Origin of the sequence: Bradyrhizobium sp. WSM2793 (genome assembly GCF_000379585.1) — a bacterium.
GTDB lineage: Bacteria > Pseudomonadota > Alphaproteobacteria > Rhizobiales > Xanthobacteraceae > Bradyrhizobium.
Window position 1 is genome coordinate 67,595 of record NZ_KB902770.1, and the last position, 16,500, is coordinate 84,094.

The window sequence follows — 16,500 nt, forward strand, 5'->3', positions numbered from 1 at the left end:
TTCCCTGAGACTATTCGCTAGCGTCGCCGATTGCTAATTCTTCCTATGTGATTCCTGTCACACAAGCCGGTCTAACGGGGGTAAGGATAATGCGGCGAAGCGTCACCCTGGTTTTTCCAGGTGACGCCGCCGTCTGTCGGGGCCGCTACATTTGCACCACCTCGTGGCGCATGACGAAGGGTGCAAGCAGCGCGTGTACCTCGCTCGCAACCGCCTCGCGCTGGTCCGATGGCAGGCCGGCAAGGGTCACGGTGGCGATCGATCCGTGACTGCCATGGGCACCGACTTTGACCCTGCAATCGATGCCGCGCTCGACCAGCGGCGTGAGCACCTTGGTGAACACGCGCTCAGCCGCGTCCCAGCGCAATTGAGGCTTGAATACCTTGCCGACACCGGTCACCGGCATCGGGTCGATCGGAATGACCTGCACCGGGACGGCGGCCCGCTCCGGCGTGCGCTCGCGAACCCAGGATTCCAGTTCGCCGGGCTCCACGGTCGCGCCGGGCTTCAACTGCACGTAGCCCACCGGCAGTTCGCCGGCATAGGCGTCGGGCTGGCCGACTACGGCGGCGAAGCCGACCGCGGGATGCCGGAACATGATCTCCTCGACCGGCGCGGGATCGATGTTATGGCCACCACGGATCACGAGGTCCTTGGCGCGACCGGTGATCCAGAGATAGCCGTCGGCGTCGAGCCGGCCGAGATCGCCGGAATTGACCCAGACCCCGTCGACGAACGCGCCCTTGTTGTGCTCGTCGTTGAGATAGCCGCCGAACACGCCGGGCCCTGCCATGATGACGACCCCGATCTCATCCGGAGCGCAGTCGCGGATCAGGCGACCATCGGCATCGAGTTGCACGATGCGCACGCGCGCATAAGGCATGGGCAAGCCGACCGAGCCGAGCCGGATCGGCCGTGATGGATAGGCCAGCGTGTGCACGCTCGAGGTCTCGGTCATGCCGTAGACCTCGACCACGGGCAGCTTCAGCTTGTCCTGGATCGCCGAGCCGACCGCGACGGGGATCGCCGAGCCGCCTCCGGCGGCATATTTGAGGCTTGAGATGTCGGCTTGATCAGGTGGCACCGCGAGCGTTGCGGCGAGCACCGTCGGCACGCTCGACAGCGCTTCCGGCTTGAAGCGCTCGACCAATTTCCAGATATTCTTCACCGCATTCGGATTGCGCCAGCCGCTCGGCGACAGCACGACCAGCGAGCCGCCGCCCGACAGCATCGTCAGCACCTGGGTCAGCGATCCCCCGACGTGAAACAGCGGCATGCCGAACAGCAAATTGGCACCGGGCTTCGCCCTTAGCAGCAGGTTGAGCGCCCAGGCCTGGTAGACCTGGTTGGTATGCGTGTGCCGCACCAGCTTGGGCGTGCCGGTGGTGCCGCCGGTGTGGAAATAGGCCGCGATGTCGGCACCCGAAATCTTGCGCCCGCTGACAAGCTGATCCGACGGCTGCTGCTTGATCAGGTCGCTGAAAGCAAAGATGCCATTCGCCGGATCGCCGCCGCCGAACACCTGCACGATCGCCTTGAGGTGCTTGAGTTGCGGGCGGATCTGCTCGACCTTCTGCCAGATATCGGTGCCCGGCATCGGCCCGAGCGCCACCAGGATTTTGGTGTTCGCAGCTTCCAGGATCTCCGCGATCTGGTGCGGCTCGAGCAGCGGATTGACGGGATTGGCGATGCCGGCGGCCTCCGCGCCGAACAGCGTCACGAAGGCATCCGGCACCAGCGGCAGCATGAAGCTGATGACGTCGTCTTTCTCCGCGCCGAGCGCGTGAAACATGTTGGCAGCCTGCGTGACGCGCGCAATGAAATCGCGGTAGGTGACCACCAGTGGCGTGTCGGCGGGATCAGCATTTTGCAGAAACTGGATCGCCGCGCCGTCGGGATTGCGCGCCGCGCCCAATTTGATGGCGTCAAGCGTGCTCTCGGCAGCGATGCGGTCCGCATAGGGGACCCGCTCGAACGCCCGGACCTCCTCGTCGGTCAAAAGATCCGGATAGTCATTGCCAATGAGCCGATCGAGCGCGTGGATGCCCGCCATGGAATTCCGTCCTCCCTCAGATGTATGTCCACGCCCCCTGTCTTTTGACATTTTTGGGTCGGCGAGGCCCCGACCGATGGCCAGCCGGGCGCCGACAGAATGATGGATGATTTGGCGTTCGTCCATTGCCAACGGGCTGCGGCACTCGAACGCGAACCTAAGGCGCTTGAACCTCTGCGGCCGATCCGGGGACCAAGAACTGGCACTGAATTCGCTCGCCAGCGCCCTGCCGCAAGACTTGAGGTCACCATGACGATGTCCCTGCGGAACCGCATCACACGGCTGATCGCCGCGTGCGCTATCTCAACAGCCATCGCGCTGCCCTCCGCAACATTCGCCGCGGACGGCCAGCTTGACAAGATGCGGGCCAAGATCGCGGCATTCATCACCGACAAGATGGAGAAGCTGGGCGGATCGCGCATCATCTACAAGGTGGACAGTGACGCCTTGCGGGAGGCGGTCACCACGGATCTGCGCGACGACGTCTACAAGACCCTGCGCGAGGGCCGGATCGCCTTCTCCGGCCTTGCGATTCGTGACGGCGGCGTCGAGGTCAAGATCGCGGACGCCAAGGGCCGCGAGCTGCTGACGCGCAAGCTCGCCTCGGCGGCAGAGGGATTGCCCACGCACGCCCTCGCCGTGACCGACGCCGGAGACGGGCTGATCAGGCTCGTGCCGACCGATGCCGCATCCGCCGCAGATCTCGTCGAGGATTCCATCGCCATGATCGAGCAGCGCCTCAAGGACGCCGGCGTCACTCTGGCCAGCGTCCAGCCTGAGGGAACGGACCGCATCCGCATCTTCCTGCCGGGCACGATGGAGCCCGAGCGCATCACCGCGATCTTCGCCAGGAAGGTCAAGGTCAGCTTCCGCCTGATCGATGTCACGATGTCGGCGGAGCAGGCGCAATCCGGCACGCCTCCGGCGGGCACGGAAGTGATGTTCGGCTTCAAGGACAAGCTTCCCTACCTCGTCAAGGCCAGCGTGCTCGACGGCGACGACATCAGCTACGCGGGACCGGGATTCTCGAGCGGCACTAAGGAGCCGATCGCCTCGTTCCGCTTCAACGGCCGCGGTACGCGGCGCTTCGCTCACATCACCGCAGAGAACGTTGGAATGCCCTTCGCCATCGCGCTCGACGACAAGGTGATCTCCTCCCCGGTGATCCGCGAGCCCATCACCGGCGGCTCCGTCCAGATTTCCGGCAACTTCACCCTGGAAGAGGCGAACAGCGTCGCCATGCTGCTGCGCGCCGGCTCGCTGCCCGGACGTCTTGGCCTCGTCGAGCAGCAGGTCATCCAACCCGCCGCCAAGCCATAAGGGGAAGATCGTCAGACGCGCCCCACCAGGGGCATCCGGCCGTTCCGCGACGCCGAAGCCCGCCCCGAATCACGGCCGCGTTGCGGCCGGACGCACAACCAACGGGCAATTGCCGAAACGCCCGATCAGGCTAAAATTTGCCTCTTGCGGCGTGACGGCCAAAGGCTTCATTTCAGGCGGCCGTCATTCGATTTCGGCTATACGTGTCGAGCATACCGACCAGGACTGAAAGCCTTACGCGGGGTTAGTACCATGCCGTCCGGCAGCGCAGACATTTCCTCGATCCTCGACCGCATTCTCGATGCGGCAACGGACAACCTCAGGATCGCGAAGATCCTGGTCCAGATGGGCCTGGATCCGAACAACGTCACCTATGACGCGATCTTCAATAGGCTGCTGGAGATTTTCGTCCACAACATCACGTTTGCCAATCTGTTCGCCGCGGTCGGCGCCGGTTTCTTCGTCGCCACCCTCTTGATGCGGACCATGGTGCCGCTGCGCGTCGCCAACATGATCGGCTGCGCGTTCTTCGCCGTTTTCGGCGCGCTCTCCGCCAACGTCGCGACGTTCCTGCTCTATCTGCTGCTGCTTCCGATCAACGCCCTGCGCCTGCGGCAGATGCTCAAGCTGGTCAAGAAGGCGCGCCATGCCGCCGAAGGCGACATGTCGATCGAATGGCTCAAGCCATTCATGACCGAGCGCAAATATCGAAGCGGCGACACGCTGTTCAAACTGGGCGATCCTGCCAAGGAGATGCTCCTCACGGTCACCGGCAAGTTCCTGGTCAAGGAGATCAATGTCGAGATCGGGCCCGGAGCGCTGATGGGAGAGCTCGGCTTCCTGACGCCCGACAACCGGCGCACCGGAACGATCGAATGCATCGAGGACGGCCAGGTGCTGACGATCACCTACGACCGGCTGCTCGAGATCTACTTCCAGGACCCGCAGTTCGGCTATTACTTCCTGGTGCTGACCAGCCAGCGCCTGCTGCAGAACATCGATCGTTTGCAGAAGCAGCTCGCCACGGAGCGGGCGGCCACGACGAACAGGATCGCGTGATCGCCGCTGCTCAGCCTAGCAGCAGCGCCATGCCGGGGTCGCCCTTCTCCATCGCGCGCCGATAGGCCGGACGTGCACTGACACGGCCGAGATATTTGACCACGTTCGGGCAGCGTTGGACATCGTAGGGCTGGAAGTAGCGCATCGTCGTCAGCGAAAAGCCCATCATGATGTCGGCGGTGGTGAAGGCATTGCCCGCCAGATATTCGGCATCGCGAAGGCGGGCGTCGAGGAGATCGTAGGAGCGATCGAGCCGTCCCTTCATGGCGAGCAGGGTCGGGTTGTCCTTTGCAAGATCGAGTCGATTCAGAATCATCATCCGCCCCATGCCGGGTTGCAACGTGCCATTGGCGAAGTGAAGCCAGTACAGGAACTGCGGGAAGGCGGGATCATTGGGGCCGAGCACCAGACGGCCGTTGCCGTACTTTGCGACGATGTAGTCCACGATGGCGCCAGACTCCGCGAGCACGAGATCGCCGTCAGTCACGACGGGCGCTGCCCCGCTCGGGTGCAGCGCCTTGTACTCCGGGGGCGCCAGCATGGTGACGGGATCGCGGGCGTAGCGCTTCAGCTCGTAGTCAAGCCCCAGCTCCTCGCACAGCCAGACGATGCGCTCGGACTGAGACTTGCCGAGATGATGGACGGTGAGCATGCGGCCTCCTGCAGCGGTAAGTTGGGCACGTCGTGAAGACGCGTATAGCCTGCCATTGCCGGGGACGCATCTCGGTCTTTCGTCCCGGATGCAGCGCGGTGCCGCTTCGACGGCGCTGCAGAGCCGGGGCCCAGCCCACCGGGTATGTCCTGTCCGCGGCGCCTCCAGCCTCCCTCCAAAACGGCCCCGCCGCAAAATCGCCCTAAAAACCGAATGGTAACCATGACGGGCTAGGGTAATGACGTGACCAATCCTCCGACGATCCTGGTGTTCGATTCCGGCCTTGGCGGGCTCACGGTGCTCCGCGAGGTCGTGGCCGCGCGTCCGGACGCCCATTTCGCCTACGTCGCCGACGACGCCTTCTTCCCCTACGGCCACCACAGCGAGGACGAGATCATCGCCCGCGTCGTGCCGCTGATGGGTGAGCTGATCGGCACGCATGACCCTGATATCGTCGTCATCGCCTGCAACACGGCGTCCACCCTGGTCCTGTCCCACTTGCGCGCCACTTATTCGGTGCCCTTCGTCGGTACGGTGCCGGCGATCAAGCCGGCCTGCGCGCAATCGAGGACCCGCCGCGTCTCGGTGCTCGGCACCAAGGGCACGGTGAAGCGCGAATACACCAAGGCCCTGATCCGCGATTTCGCGCAGGGCTGCGAGGTGACGCTGGTCGGCTCGCCTGAGCTTGCCTCGCTGGCTGAAGCTGAACTCAGCGGCGCTTCCGTCAGCGACGGCGACATCCTGGCCGAACTCGCCCCTTGCTTCGTCGGCGAAGACGCGACCTCGCGCACCGACACCGTCGTGCTCGCCTGCACACATTATCCGCTGCTGCTCGACCGGCTGAAGCGGCTGGCACCCTGGCCGGTCGACTGGATCGATCCCGCGCCGGCGATCGCCCGCCGCGTCTCGGATCTGCTCGGCCCGCGCATCGGCGGCATCGCACAGGCCGGCGCCGAAATGATCTTCACCTCGAACCGCGTGCACGGCCTTTCGGCTACGCTGACGCCGTTCTTCGGCGGCCGCGCGCTGGCCTGACTTTGCGCATCGGCGCCGCGCTGCTAGGTTTTGCCGTCGTCACCTCACTGCAGGCCTTTCCATGTCGGTCCAGACTCCGCCGCTCAACCGCCTTCGCCAATTGTGGCGCGATGGCCGCCCCGCTTTCGGCGCGATCGCGACCATCCCGAGCGTGCAGATGGTGCAGATCATGGCGCGCTCGCTCGACTGGATCATCGTCGATCTCGAGCATGGTCCCATCGGGCTGACCGAAGCGCATGCGATGATCGCCGCGACCACAGGCACGCCGTGCACTCCCCTGGTGCGGATCGCGGCGAATGAGCCGTGGCTTGCGAAAGCCCCGATGGACATCGGCGCCTTCGGCATCAACTTTCCGATGATCACGAACCGCAACGATGCTGAGAAGGCGGTCCGCAGCGTGCGCTACCCGCCGCGCGGCGACCGTATGTGGGGGCCCTTCCACGCGCCGTTCCGCTGGGGCCAGTCGATGCCGGACTACATGGCGAGCGCCGACGACGAGATGATCTGCATGATCACCATCGAGCATGTCGATGCCGTCAACCGCATCGACGAGATCATGGCGACGCCGGGCATCGACGTCGCGGTGATCGGGCCCGGCGATCTCGCGACATCCATCAACAAGCGCGGCCAGATGGACGATCCGGAACTGCTGGAGCTGGTCGCGCGCGCCGAGGCCGGCATCCTTAGAAGCGGCGTGCCGATCGGCGGCGTGGCCCGCTCCGCCGACCAGGCCAACGCCCTGGTCGACCGCGGCTACCGCGCGATCGCGCTGGGCTTCGACTGGTCGCTGCTCCAGCGCGGCATCATGGCGGCGTTCGAGGGCATCAGGCGCTGAGCAGGCCGACTGCCAGCTTGCCGGGAACTGCGGCCCTGCTAGGGTCGGCCGAATAGGGAGGAAAAACCATGCTCAAGAAGACTTTGCTCGCTCTGACCTTTACCGGCCTCGCCGTCGCCGCCTTCGCCCAGCAGCCTGGCATCAAGCGCACCCCGCTCCAGAAAGTCGAATTTCCGGAGGGCTATAATACCGTCACCGCCATTGCGGAGGTCCCGGCGGGCGGCGCGGCCGGACGCCATACCCATCCCGGAATTGAGACCGGTTATGTGCTGGAAGGCGAGCTCAATCTCCTCGTCGACGGGCAGCCGGAGAAGACCTTGAAAGCCGGCGATTCCTACCAGATCCCGGCAGGCGTCGTGCATGACGCCAAGGCTCATGGCGATAAAGCCATGAAAGTGCTTGGAGTTTACGTCGTCGACAAGACCAAGCCGCTGGCTTCGCCGGCTCCCTGATTGGTCGAACCGTTCAACCCCTGGCGGGTTGGTTCGTGCTAAAGGAAACGGCGAGCGGGACCCGCTCGCTGCACATTTTTTCATCTGTAGGAACCGAAGACCGATGCGGGGGACGCCAAAGCCCATTTCGCTGCCGCGCCGCCTGATTTGCGACCTCATGCGCGCGTCGATGGACGTGCCGTTCGTTTCGCTCTCCCGTTCGCTCAATATCCGCCCCCTGCTCGAGGCTCGCGCCGGAGCCGCCACGCCGGCCGGCTGGGCAGCCACTTTCGTCAAGGCGTTCGCCCTGGTCGCCAGGGACGAGCCGATCCTGCGCACCGTCTACGCCAAATGGCCCTGGCCGACGTTCTACGAATTGCCGAACAGCGTGGCGTCGGTGGCGATCGCCCGGGTCGAGGACGGCGAGGAATGCGTGATGCCGCAGCGAATCGCGGCTCCCGAGGCCATGGCGCTGGCCGCGGTCGATGCCGAGATCCGGCGCGGCAAAACGGCGCCGATCGCAGACGTTCCGATGTTCCGGAAGATCATGCGGGCAACCCGCCTGCCGCTGCCGCTGCGGCGCCTGTCCTGGGCGATCGGCCTCAATTTCGGCCGCCAGCGTGGCAATTGGTTCGGCAGCTTTGCGGTGAGCTCGGTGGCCGCCTATGGCGGCGGAGAGCTCCATCCGATCACGCCGGGCCCCTTCATCGTCAGCTACGGCCTGGTCGAGCCCGACCAGACCATTCATGTCGTGATCCGCTGGGATCACCGGGTCACCGACGCCGCCCCGATCGCCCGGGTCCTGACCCGGCTGGAACAGGTCCTGAACACTGAAATCGCTGCCGAATTGCGGGCGGCGGGGTCAAAGCCGATAAGAGTGGTCGGGACATAAGCACCGTCGTTCCGGGGCAGCTCGCAGAGCCGAACCCGGAACCTCGAGATTTCCGGGTCGATGCTGGCGCATCGCCCGGAATGACGGGCTAAACAATTGACAGCGAACCCCAAACTCCCCTAAAAGCCGCCTGCTCGCGGGCCGATTTCGGCCCGCGAAGCGTTTCGCGACCCGTGGTCCTCTCCCTTGAAGCTTTGGGGATCGGACCTGTCAGTGCCGGGCTAGCCCGTCACACAGGAGGGCGCGTTTCCTCAAACCATGTACCTGAAGAGGACGCGATGACTAAGCGCAGTGAGGCGAAGTACAAACTCGATCGCCGTATGGGCCAGAACATCTGGGGCCGCCCGAAGAGCCCCGTGAATCGCCGCGAATACGGCCCCGGCCAGCATGGCCAGCGCCGCAAGGGCAAGCTCTCGGACTTCGGCGTGCAGCTGCGCGCCAAGCAGAAGCTGAAGGGCTACTACGCCAACATCTCCGAGCGTCAGTTCCACGGCATCTATGTCGAGGCGAGCCGCCTCAAGGGTGACACCGGCGAGAACCTGATCGGCCTGCTGGAGCGTCGTCTCGACGCGGTCGTGTACCGCGCCAAGTTCGTTTCCACGATCTTCGCCGCTCGCCAGTTCATCAACCACGGCCACATCAAGGTGAACGGCCGCAAGGTCAACATCTCGAGCTACCAGCTCAAGGTCGGCGACGTGATCGAGGTCAAGGAAGCCTCCAAGCAGCTCGCCCACGTGCTGGAAGCCAGCCAGCTCCCCGAGCGCGACACTCCCGACTATCTTGAAGTCGACCACGGCAAGATGACCGCGAAATACGTGCGCATCCCCGGCCTCTCCGACGTGCCGTTCCCGGTGCAGATGGAGCCGCATCTGGTCGTCGAATTCTATTCGCGCTAAGATCTGAATATCGAAAGGCCCCGGTTCGCCGGGGCCTTTTTGCTTAAGAGCCACAATTCAGTGGCCGCAAATGCGTTAGGAGCCGTCGCATGCTCTACACCCCTCCCCCGATCGATCCCAAGGCGCCGCCGGTGCGCATCAATCTGCTCTCGGACACGCAGACCAAGCCGACGGCCGCGATGCGCGAGGCGATGGCGCGCGCCGAGGTCGGCGACGAGCAGGTCGGTGACGATCCGACCGTGAACGCGCTGTGCGAGCGCGTCGCCGCACTGATGGGCAAGGAAGCCGCGGTCTACATGCCCTCGGGCACCATGTGCAACGTCACCGCGACGCTGGTGCATTGCCGCCCCGGCGACGAGATCCTGGCGCACGAGACCGCGCACATCATCGCCCGCGAAGGCGGCGCGCATGCGGCGATCGGCGGTTTTCAGGTGACGCAGCTCAAGGGCCCCGACGGCCAGTTCACGCCGGAGACATTCCGGAAAGCCCTGCATCCACGCACGCGCTACCAGCCGCCGCAGACCGTCGTCAGCGTCGAGCAGACCGCCAATATCGGCGGCGGCACGATCTGGAAGAAGGCAGTGCTCGACGAGATCGTCGCGATCGCGAAACAGCACGGCCTCGTCACCCACATGGACGGTGCACGTCTCCTCAATGCCACCGTCGCCAGCGGCATCTCCCCGCGTGACATGACGGCGGGCTGGGATTCGGCCTGGATCGACTTCTCCAAAGGCCTGGGCGCGCCGATCGGCGGCGTGCTCGCGGGCTCGCGCGCCTTCATCGATGCGGTCTGGCAGTGGAAGCAGCGCCTCGGCGGATCGATGCGGCAGGCTGGCATTTGCGCCGCCGCCTGCATCTACGCGCTCGACCACCATGTCGATCGCCTCGCCGACGATCACGCCAATGCGCGCGCGCTCGCCCGCGGGCTGTCGCAGATCCCCGGCATCGAGGTGCAGGAGCCCGAGACCAATCTCGTGTTCTTCAAGCCCGACGGCGCCGGCATTGCCGGCGACAAGATGGTCGCGGCACTGCGCCAGCGCGGCGTGACACTTGCGATGATGGACGGCCGCATCCGCGCCTGCACCCATCTCGACGTCGATGCGAGCCAGATCGAGGAGACCATCGGGTACGTGCGCGAGATCGTGCGCGGGGCGTAGTCAGAGCGTTTTCGAGCGAAGTGGATACCGGTTCGCGTAAAGAAAACGCGTCAAAACGAGAGTCTACCGACCCATCGCCTGATAGATCAGCGTCTTCAACGCCAGCTGGATCCGGCCGCGTTGCGACGGGGTCTGCACCATGAAGATCCCGAACAGATCGTCTTCGGGGTCGATGAAGAAGAAGGTGCCGCCGACGCCGTCCCAGCGATATTCGCCAAGCGGCCATGACGTCCCCGGGGGCACCGAAGTGCGCACCGCAAAACCGAGGCCGAAGCCGGAGCTGCCGCCCGGATAATAGTTCTGATCGCGCGCGATCTTCGTTTCCGGCCCGATGTGATCCGACGCCATCAGCGCGATGGTCTCGGGCTTGAGATAGCGCCGGCCTTCATAGCTGCCGCCATTCAGCAGCATCTGCGCGAAGCGGGCGTAGTCGCCGACTGTGGCGACGAGGCCGGCACCGCCCGATTGCCAGATCGCCGGGCGCCTGATGTCGCGAACCGGTGTCGTTGCATTGATGTTGCGATCATCCGGCATCGGTTCGGCGATGCGTGGGAATTTGGCGGGGTCGGTGACGTAGAACGCCGTCTCCGTCATGCCGAGCGGGTCGAGCAGCCGCTCCTTCTCGAACTGCAGCAGCGTCTTGCCCGAGATGACCTCGACAACCCGGCCGAGCACGTCGGTGGCAAAGCCGTAGTCCCACAGCGTGCCCGGCTGCTCGGCGAGCGGCAGCGCCGCGAGCTTCGCGACGAAATCGGCGTTGGAAACATCGCCATTGAAGAGGTTGGCGGCCGCATAGAGCTCGCGCACCGCGCCGCCGCCAGAAGAACCGTAAGGCAGCCCCGCGGTGTGGCGCAGCAGATCCTTGATCGTGACGGGACGCTGCAGCGGCTCCAGTGCCAGCGAGACCTTGCCGTCCTCCGCCTTCTTCTCGACGCCGACCTTCATATCGGCAAAGGCCGGAATGTACTTTGCGACGGCATCCTCGAGCGCGAGCTTGCCTTCCTCGACCAGCATCATCGCCATGACCGAGGTGATCGGCTTCGACATCGAATAGAGACGGAAGATCGTGTCCGCGCTCATCGAACTCTCGGTCGCGACATCGCGAACGCCGAAATTCTCGTAATAGACCGGCTTGCCATGCTGCTGGAGCAGCAGAATGGCGCCGGGAATCTTGCCGGTCACGATCTCGTTGCGGATGTAGTCGGAGACCTTCGCCAGCCCTTGGGCCGAGAGAGTGCGAGCGCTGCGTGCTTCGGAGCCGGCCTTCGCACCGACCGCTCCGACCAGAAGCACGAGCGCCGCGATGAAAGCGCGGCGCCCGAACATGTCACTTTTCCATGGCTTCATAGACCAACAGCTTCAATGTCCGCTGCACGCGCTGGCGCTCGGTCGGGGTCTGCTCCAGCAGCACGAAGAACATGTCCTGCTTGGGATCGATGACGAAATAGCAGCCGGAGGCGCCGTCCCATTTCAACTCGCCGAGATTGCCGGGCGGCGGCGGTTTTGCGTTGCCGGGGTCGGTGCGCACCGCGAGCCCGAGGCCGAAGCCGAAACCGTCGCCGGGGAAGTAGAAATAATCGCGATCGACGCCTGATTTGGGGCCGAGCTGATCGGTCGTCATCAGCTTGAACGTCTCAGGCTTGAGAATGGTCTTGCCGTCGAGGCTGCCGCCGTTGAGCAGCATCTGCGCGAAGCGCTCATAATCGGCCATGGTCGTCACCATGCCACCGCTGGCGAACTGCATCTTCTTGACCACGGTCGGATCATTGATCCGGCCAACGCGGAAGTCGCTGTCGTTCGGTACCGGCTGCGCCAGCAGCTTCTGCTTCTCGGGAGCGGTGACGAAAAAGCCGGTGTCGACCATGCCGAGCGGATCGAGCAGCTTCTCGCGCATGATGTCGATCAGCGGCTTGCCGGCCGCGATCTCCATCACGCGTGCCAGCACGTCGGTGGAATGGCCGTATTGCCAGAGCGCACCCGGCTGGTTGTGCAGCGGCAGTTTTGCGACGCGTTCGGCGAACTCGGCGAGGTCGAAATCGCCTGCGTAGATGTTGGCATCGCGATAGGCCTTGCGGACCAGGCTGTCGCCATAGAAGCCATAGGTGATGCCCGATGTGTGGGTCATCAAATCATGCACCGTCATCGGCCGGTTCGGCGACACCAGCTCGAGCGACTTGGTACCGTCCTCCGCCTTCTTCTCGACGCCGACTTTCACATTGGCGAAGGACGGAATGTACTTCGAGACGGGATCATCCAACTTGATCTTGCCGTCCTCGACCAATTGCATCGCGACCACCGAAGTGATCGCCTTGGACATCGAGAACAGGCGGAAGATCGTCTTGTCCGTGATCGGCGCCTTGCTGACCACGTCCTGCACGCCGAAGGCTTCGTGATAGACCGGTTTGCCGTGCTGCCGGATCAGTACGGTCGCGCCGGCGATCTTGCCGGTCGCAACCTCGTTCTTGAAGAATTCGCTGATCTTGCCGAGCTTCTCCTGATTGAAATGCGCGCCGGCCGGAATCTCGTAGGTGCCCTCCGCTCGCGCCAGCGACATCGCGCCGAGCAACACCAGCGCGCCGCAGACCAGCGCACGCAGTCCAGACTGTGAAATCATATCCCCTCCCCGGAACATGGCCCGGCGGAGTGTACTGAGCGCGCCATCAGGCACAAGGGCCGGCGTGTCGCGCAAGCGCCTCGGCGTGGAGCTTGGCGCTCGGCTCGGCGAAGCAGCAGAACACCACGCGGGCCACGGACGGCGCCAAAGCGAGCCCTTCGATTGTGGTACGAACGGCGATATCGGCGGCCCGGTCGGCTGGAAAGCGGAAAATGCCGGTCGAAATCGCGGGAAATGCCACCGAGGTCAGCTTGTGCTTCCCGCACAGCTCCATCGAGCGACGATAACAGGACGCGAGCAGATCGTCCTCTCCGAACGTGCCGCCATTCCAGACCGGTCCGACGGTGTGGATCACATGGGCAGCCTTGAGCCGGTAGCCTTTGGTGATCTTGGCATCGCCCGTCTCGCAGCCGTGGAGCATGCGGCATTCGGCGACCAGATCGGGCCCCGCCGCCCGATGGATCGCACCATCCACGCCGCCCCCACCAAGGAGCGACGTGTTGGCCGCGTTGACGATGGCGTCAACGCTCAGTGTGGTGATGTCTGCGACAATGACCTCGAGCTCGGCGCCGCCAATCCGGCGCGTCAGCTGGGTCACCTATCAGGCCGCGACGACGACGCCCTTCTCGGTGAAAAGCTGCTGCAATTCACCGGCCTGGAACATCTCGCGGACGATGTCGCAGCCGCCGACGAACTCGCCCTTCACATAAAGCTGCGGGATGGTCGGCCAGTTGGAGAAGGTCTTGATGCCGTTGCGCAGTTCGGCGGATTCGAGAACGTTGAGGCCCTTATAGCCGACGCCGATATGGTCGAGGATCTGGACGACCTGGCCGGAGAAACCGCACTGCGGAAATTGCGGCGTGCCCTTCATGAACAGAACCACGTCGTTCGACTTCACTTCGTTGGCGATGAATTCCTCGATGCTCATTTCCGTGTCCTTCTGGGGCGGAGCCCCCACCAATCAATTCGGGCTGGCTCCGCCGATCTAACCCGATACCTGCCTATATATGTAGCCCAAACCGTTGTGCATCCAAAGTAAAATGGCGGCGACATGCCCCGCTGGCCGGCTTGCCCCCCAGCCGGATCCATAGGCTGATGACATCAATATCATCGCCTGGGAGGACTTTCATACCGTAACGGAGCCCCTATCTAGGACAAACCTCGGTTTTGGAACCGGGCAACGCCAACGACGTTCTCTTGTCCTGTCTGGAGAAAAACGTGACGAAACAAGCCTCCGCTACGGCCGCCCCCTCGCTTTCGTCACTGTCCTCTGCCGGTAACCTCGCCCAGCGGCTGGAAGACGCCTTTCTCGCCGTCCGCAACGAGACCGAACGCCGGACCGCGCCGCTCTCGCCGGAGGACCAGCAGATCCAGTCCATGCCGGATGCGAGCCCGACGAAATGGCACCGGGCCCATACCACCTGGTTCTGGGAACAATTTTTGCTCGGCGAGCACGCGGTTGGCTACCGGCCCTTCCACCCCGATTTTGCATTCCTGTTCAATTCCTATTACGTCAGCGCCGGCCCGCGTCATGCCCGCAATCATCGTGGCGACATCACCCGTCCCAGCGCAAACGAGGTCGGCGCCTATCGCAACTATGTCGATGCGGCCGTCGTCAAATTCTTCCGCGAGACCGTCGAGGACAAGCTTCGCGCGATCGCACCGCTGGTCGAGGTCGGGCTCAACCACGAGCAGCAACACCAGGAATTGATGTTCACCGACGTCCTGCACGCCTTCGCGCAGAACCCGGTCTATCCGGCCTATGACCCGGACTGGCGCTTCCCGGCCGCGACGCGCGCTGGCGACGACTGGCTGACGCTGAACGAGGGTATCCACACCGTCGGCCATGTCGACGACAGCTTTCATTTCGACAACGAGAAGCCGGCGCATCGCGCCCTCGTCGGCCCGGTCAGGGTCGCGCGCAATCTGGTCACCAATGCCGAGTGGCTGGCCTTCATGCGGGACGGCGGATACCGACGTGCGACGCTGTGGCTGATGGACGGCTTTGCCGCAGCCAGCAAGGAAGACTGGCAGGCCCCGGGTTACTGGCGCGAGATCGATGGCCAGTGGCACGTGATGACGCTGGCCGGTGTGAAGCCGGTCGATCCCACCGCGCCGGTCTGCCATATCAGCTACTATGAAGCCGACGCCTTCGCGCGCTGGGCCGGCAAACATCTGCCGACCGAGATGGAGTGGGAGGTCGCGGCCCGCGCCGGCCAACTCAACGACGCCTTCGGCATCGTCTGGCAGTGGACCCGCAGCTCGTACGCGCCCTATCCCGGCTACCGCGCCATCGAAGGCGCGCTCGGCGAGTACAACGGCAAGTTCATGGTCAACCAGCTGGTGCTGCGAGGCTCCTCGCTTGCAACTCCGGAAGGCCACAGCCGTATCACCTATCGGAACTTCTTTTATCCGCACCACCGCTGGCAGTTCACGGGACTGCGGCTCGCCGATTACGACTAGTTCTCATCCGACGACAGATGCGCGCCGGACAGCGCGTTCAGGAGAGTATCATGAATGTGCACGCCAGCGCTTTGGCCGAAGCCCATCTTCCCGACGAACAGACCACCGCCTTCGCCCGCGAGGCCATCAAGGACCTCTCGCAGCAGCCCAAAACACTGTCGCCGAAATATTTCTACGACGCGACGGGATCGGAGCTGTTCGAGGCGATCACGCGCCTGCCGGAATATTATCCGACGCGGACCGAGCTCTCGATCCTGAAGGATCGTGGCAGCGAGATCGCGAAGATCATTCCGGAGCACGCCGCGCTGGTCGAGTTCGGCGCCGGCGCGACCACGAAGGTCCGCCTGCTGCTCAACCAGTGCAGGTTCGCGGCCTATGTCCCCGTCGACATCTCCGGTGACTTCCTCAAAGCGCAGGCGAACGGCCTGAAGCGCGACTTCCCGTCGCTCGGCATCTATCCGGTGACCGCCGATTTCACCACGCCGTTCGAGCTGCCGAGGGCGGTCGCCTCGATGCCCAAGGTCGGCTTCTTTCCGGGCTCGACCATCGGCAATTTCGAGCCGCATGAAGCCCAGGCCTTCCTGAAGAGCGCACGCGCGATCCTGGGCCGGGGCGCGCAGATGATCATTGGCGCCGACCTCGAGAAGGATGAGCGCGTGCTGTTCGATGCCTATAACGACGCCGCCGGCGTCACCGCGCGCTTCAACCTCAATGTTCTCGTGCGGATCAACCGCGAGCTTGGCGGCAATTTCGACCTCTCCGCCTTCACCCATCGCGCGATCTACAATCGCGAGCGGCACCGCATCGAGATGCACTTGTTCAGCAAGAAGAGCCAGACCGTGCGCCTGCTCGGCACCAGCTTCTCGTTCCGCCCGGGCGAAAGCATTCACACCGAGAACAGCTACAAATACAGCATCGAGCGTTTTGCCGCGCTGGCACAGGGCGCGGGTTGGCGCGTCCGCGAGAGCTGGACGGATGCGGCGAAGATGTTCTCGGTGCATGCGCTGGAAGTGGCGGAGTAAACGCTGCGGCCGCTCTCCGCGAGAGCGCTTTCCCCGCAGCGCATCCTTCGAGACGCTTGCTCAGACCGCTC

General features: G+C 64.2%; 16 protein-coding genes. 10 read left to right on the plus strand and 6 right to left on the minus strand.

Features of this window, described 5'->3' with window-relative positions; translation table 11 throughout:
- Window positions 1–145: 145 nt before the first annotated feature.
- The gene (locus A3AS_RS0105355; RefSeq protein ID WP_018316567.1) at window positions 146–2,053 is read right to left on the minus strand and encodes an acyl-CoA synthetase; all 1,908 of its coding nucleotides are present in this window, start codon (window positions 2,051–2,053) and stop codon (window positions 146–148) included.
- A 249-nt stretch (window positions 2,054–2,302) separates the two neighbouring features.
- Here A3AS_RS0105355 and A3AS_RS0105360 point away from each other — a divergent pair, with 249 nt between their 5' ends.
- Both A3AS_RS0105360 and A3AS_RS0105365 read left to right on the plus strand, forming a co-directional pair.
- Window positions 2,303–3,373 carry a preprotein translocase subunit SecD gene (locus A3AS_RS0105360; RefSeq protein WP_018316568.1) on the plus strand — a complete coding sequence of 357 codons (1,071 nt, stop codon included), beginning with the start codon at window positions 2,303–2,305 and terminating at the stop codon, window positions 3,371–3,373.
- A 252-nt stretch (window positions 3,374–3,625) separates the two neighbouring features.
- Window positions 3,626–4,432 carry a Crp/Fnr family transcriptional regulator gene (locus A3AS_RS0105365; RefSeq protein ID WP_018316569.1) on the plus strand — a complete coding sequence of 269 codons (807 nt, stop codon included), beginning with the start codon at window positions 3,626–3,628 and terminating at the stop codon, window positions 4,430–4,432.
- 10 nt (window positions 4,433–4,442) lie between these two features.
- Here the strand turns inward: A3AS_RS0105365 and A3AS_RS0105370 are convergent, their stop codons facing one another.
- On the minus strand, window positions 4,443–5,084 hold the full coding sequence (locus A3AS_RS0105370) for a glutathione S-transferase family protein (RefSeq protein ID WP_018316570.1): 642 nt from the start codon (window positions 5,082–5,084) through the stop codon (window positions 4,443–4,445).
- 243 nt (window positions 5,085–5,327) lie between these two features.
- Between A3AS_RS0105370 and murI the strand changes: the two genes are divergently transcribed.
- The 6 genes from murI (at window position 5,328) to A3AS_RS0105400 (ending at window position 10,330) form a co-directional block, all read left to right on the plus strand.
- Entirely contained in the window at window positions 5,328–6,119 is a 792-nt protein-coding gene (gene murI / locus A3AS_RS0105375) for a glutamate racemase (protein WP_018316571.1), read from the plus strand.
- 61 nt (window positions 6,120–6,180) lie between these two features.
- Window positions 6,181–6,954 (plus strand): HpcH/HpaI aldolase/citrate lyase family protein, encoded by a 774-nt coding sequence (locus A3AS_RS0105380; protein WP_018316572.1) that lies wholly within the window; start codon window positions 6,181–6,183, stop codon window positions 6,952–6,954.
- A 68-nt stretch (window positions 6,955–7,022) separates the two neighbouring features.
- Window positions 7,023–7,406 carry a cupin domain-containing protein gene (locus tag A3AS_RS0105385; RefSeq protein WP_018316573.1) on the plus strand — a complete coding sequence of 128 codons (384 nt, stop codon included), beginning with the start codon at window positions 7,023–7,025 and terminating at the stop codon, window positions 7,404–7,406.
- Window positions 7,407–7,509: 103 nt separating this feature from the next.
- Window positions 7,510–8,277 carry an acyltransferase gene (locus A3AS_RS0105390; RefSeq protein ID WP_018316574.1) on the plus strand — a complete coding sequence of 256 codons (768 nt, stop codon included), beginning with the start codon at window positions 7,510–7,512 and terminating at the stop codon, window positions 8,275–8,277.
- A gap of 278 nt (window positions 8,278–8,555) precedes the next feature.
- Window positions 8,556–9,173, plus strand: a complete 618-nt coding sequence (rpsD, locus tag A3AS_RS0105395) for a 30S ribosomal protein S4 (protein WP_018316575.1) — start codon at window positions 8,556–8,558, stop codon at window positions 9,171–9,173.
- An 89-nt stretch (window positions 9,174–9,262) separates the two neighbouring features.
- Window positions 9,263–10,330 (plus strand): low specificity L-threonine aldolase, encoded by a 1,068-nt coding sequence (locus tag A3AS_RS0105400; protein WP_018316576.1) that lies wholly within the window; start codon window positions 9,263–9,265, stop codon window positions 10,328–10,330.
- A 63-nt stretch (window positions 10,331–10,393) separates the two neighbouring features.
- On the opposite strand, the gene A3AS_RS0105405 is transcribed toward A3AS_RS0105400, so the two are convergent.
- Genes A3AS_RS0105405 through grxD form a run of 4 tightly spaced genes read right to left on the minus strand, consistent with a single transcriptional unit; the run spans window position 10,394 to window position 13,872 of the window.
- Window positions 10,394–11,656, minus strand: coding sequence for a serine hydrolase (locus A3AS_RS0105405; protein ID WP_018316577.1), 1,263 nt, complete (start codon window positions 11,654–11,656; stop codon window positions 10,394–10,396).
- Between the two features lies 1 nt (window position 11,657).
- Window positions 11,658–12,944, minus strand: a complete 1,287-nt coding sequence (locus A3AS_RS0105410; RefSeq protein ID WP_026201692.1) for a serine hydrolase — start codon at window positions 12,942–12,944, stop codon at window positions 11,658–11,660.
- A gap of 46 nt (window positions 12,945–12,990) precedes the next feature.
- Window positions 12,991–13,542, minus strand: a complete 552-nt coding sequence (locus tag A3AS_RS0105415) for an O-acetyl-ADP-ribose deacetylase (RefSeq protein ID WP_018316579.1) — start codon at window positions 13,540–13,542, stop codon at window positions 12,991–12,993.
- A gap of 3 nt (window positions 13,543–13,545) precedes the next feature.
- A complete protein-coding gene (gene grxD, locus A3AS_RS0105420) occupies window positions 13,546–13,872 on the minus strand; it encodes a Grx4 family monothiol glutaredoxin (protein ID WP_018316580.1) in 327 nt (108 codons plus the stop codon).
- Between the two features lie 239 nt (window positions 13,873–14,111).
- Here grxD and egtB point away from each other — a divergent pair, with 239 nt between their 5' ends.
- Window positions 14,112–15,407, plus strand: coding sequence for an ergothioneine biosynthesis protein EgtB (gene egtB / locus A3AS_RS0105425; RefSeq protein WP_018316581.1), 1,296 nt, complete (start codon window positions 14,112–14,114; stop codon window positions 15,405–15,407).
- A gap of 50 nt (window positions 15,408–15,457) precedes the next feature.
- The gene (gene egtD, locus A3AS_RS0105430) at window positions 15,458–16,429 is read left to right on the plus strand and encodes an L-histidine N(alpha)-methyltransferase (RefSeq protein ID WP_026201693.1); all 972 of its coding nucleotides are present in this window, start codon (window positions 15,458–15,460) and stop codon (window positions 16,427–16,429) included.
- Window positions 16,430–16,500 lie beyond the last annotated feature (71 nt).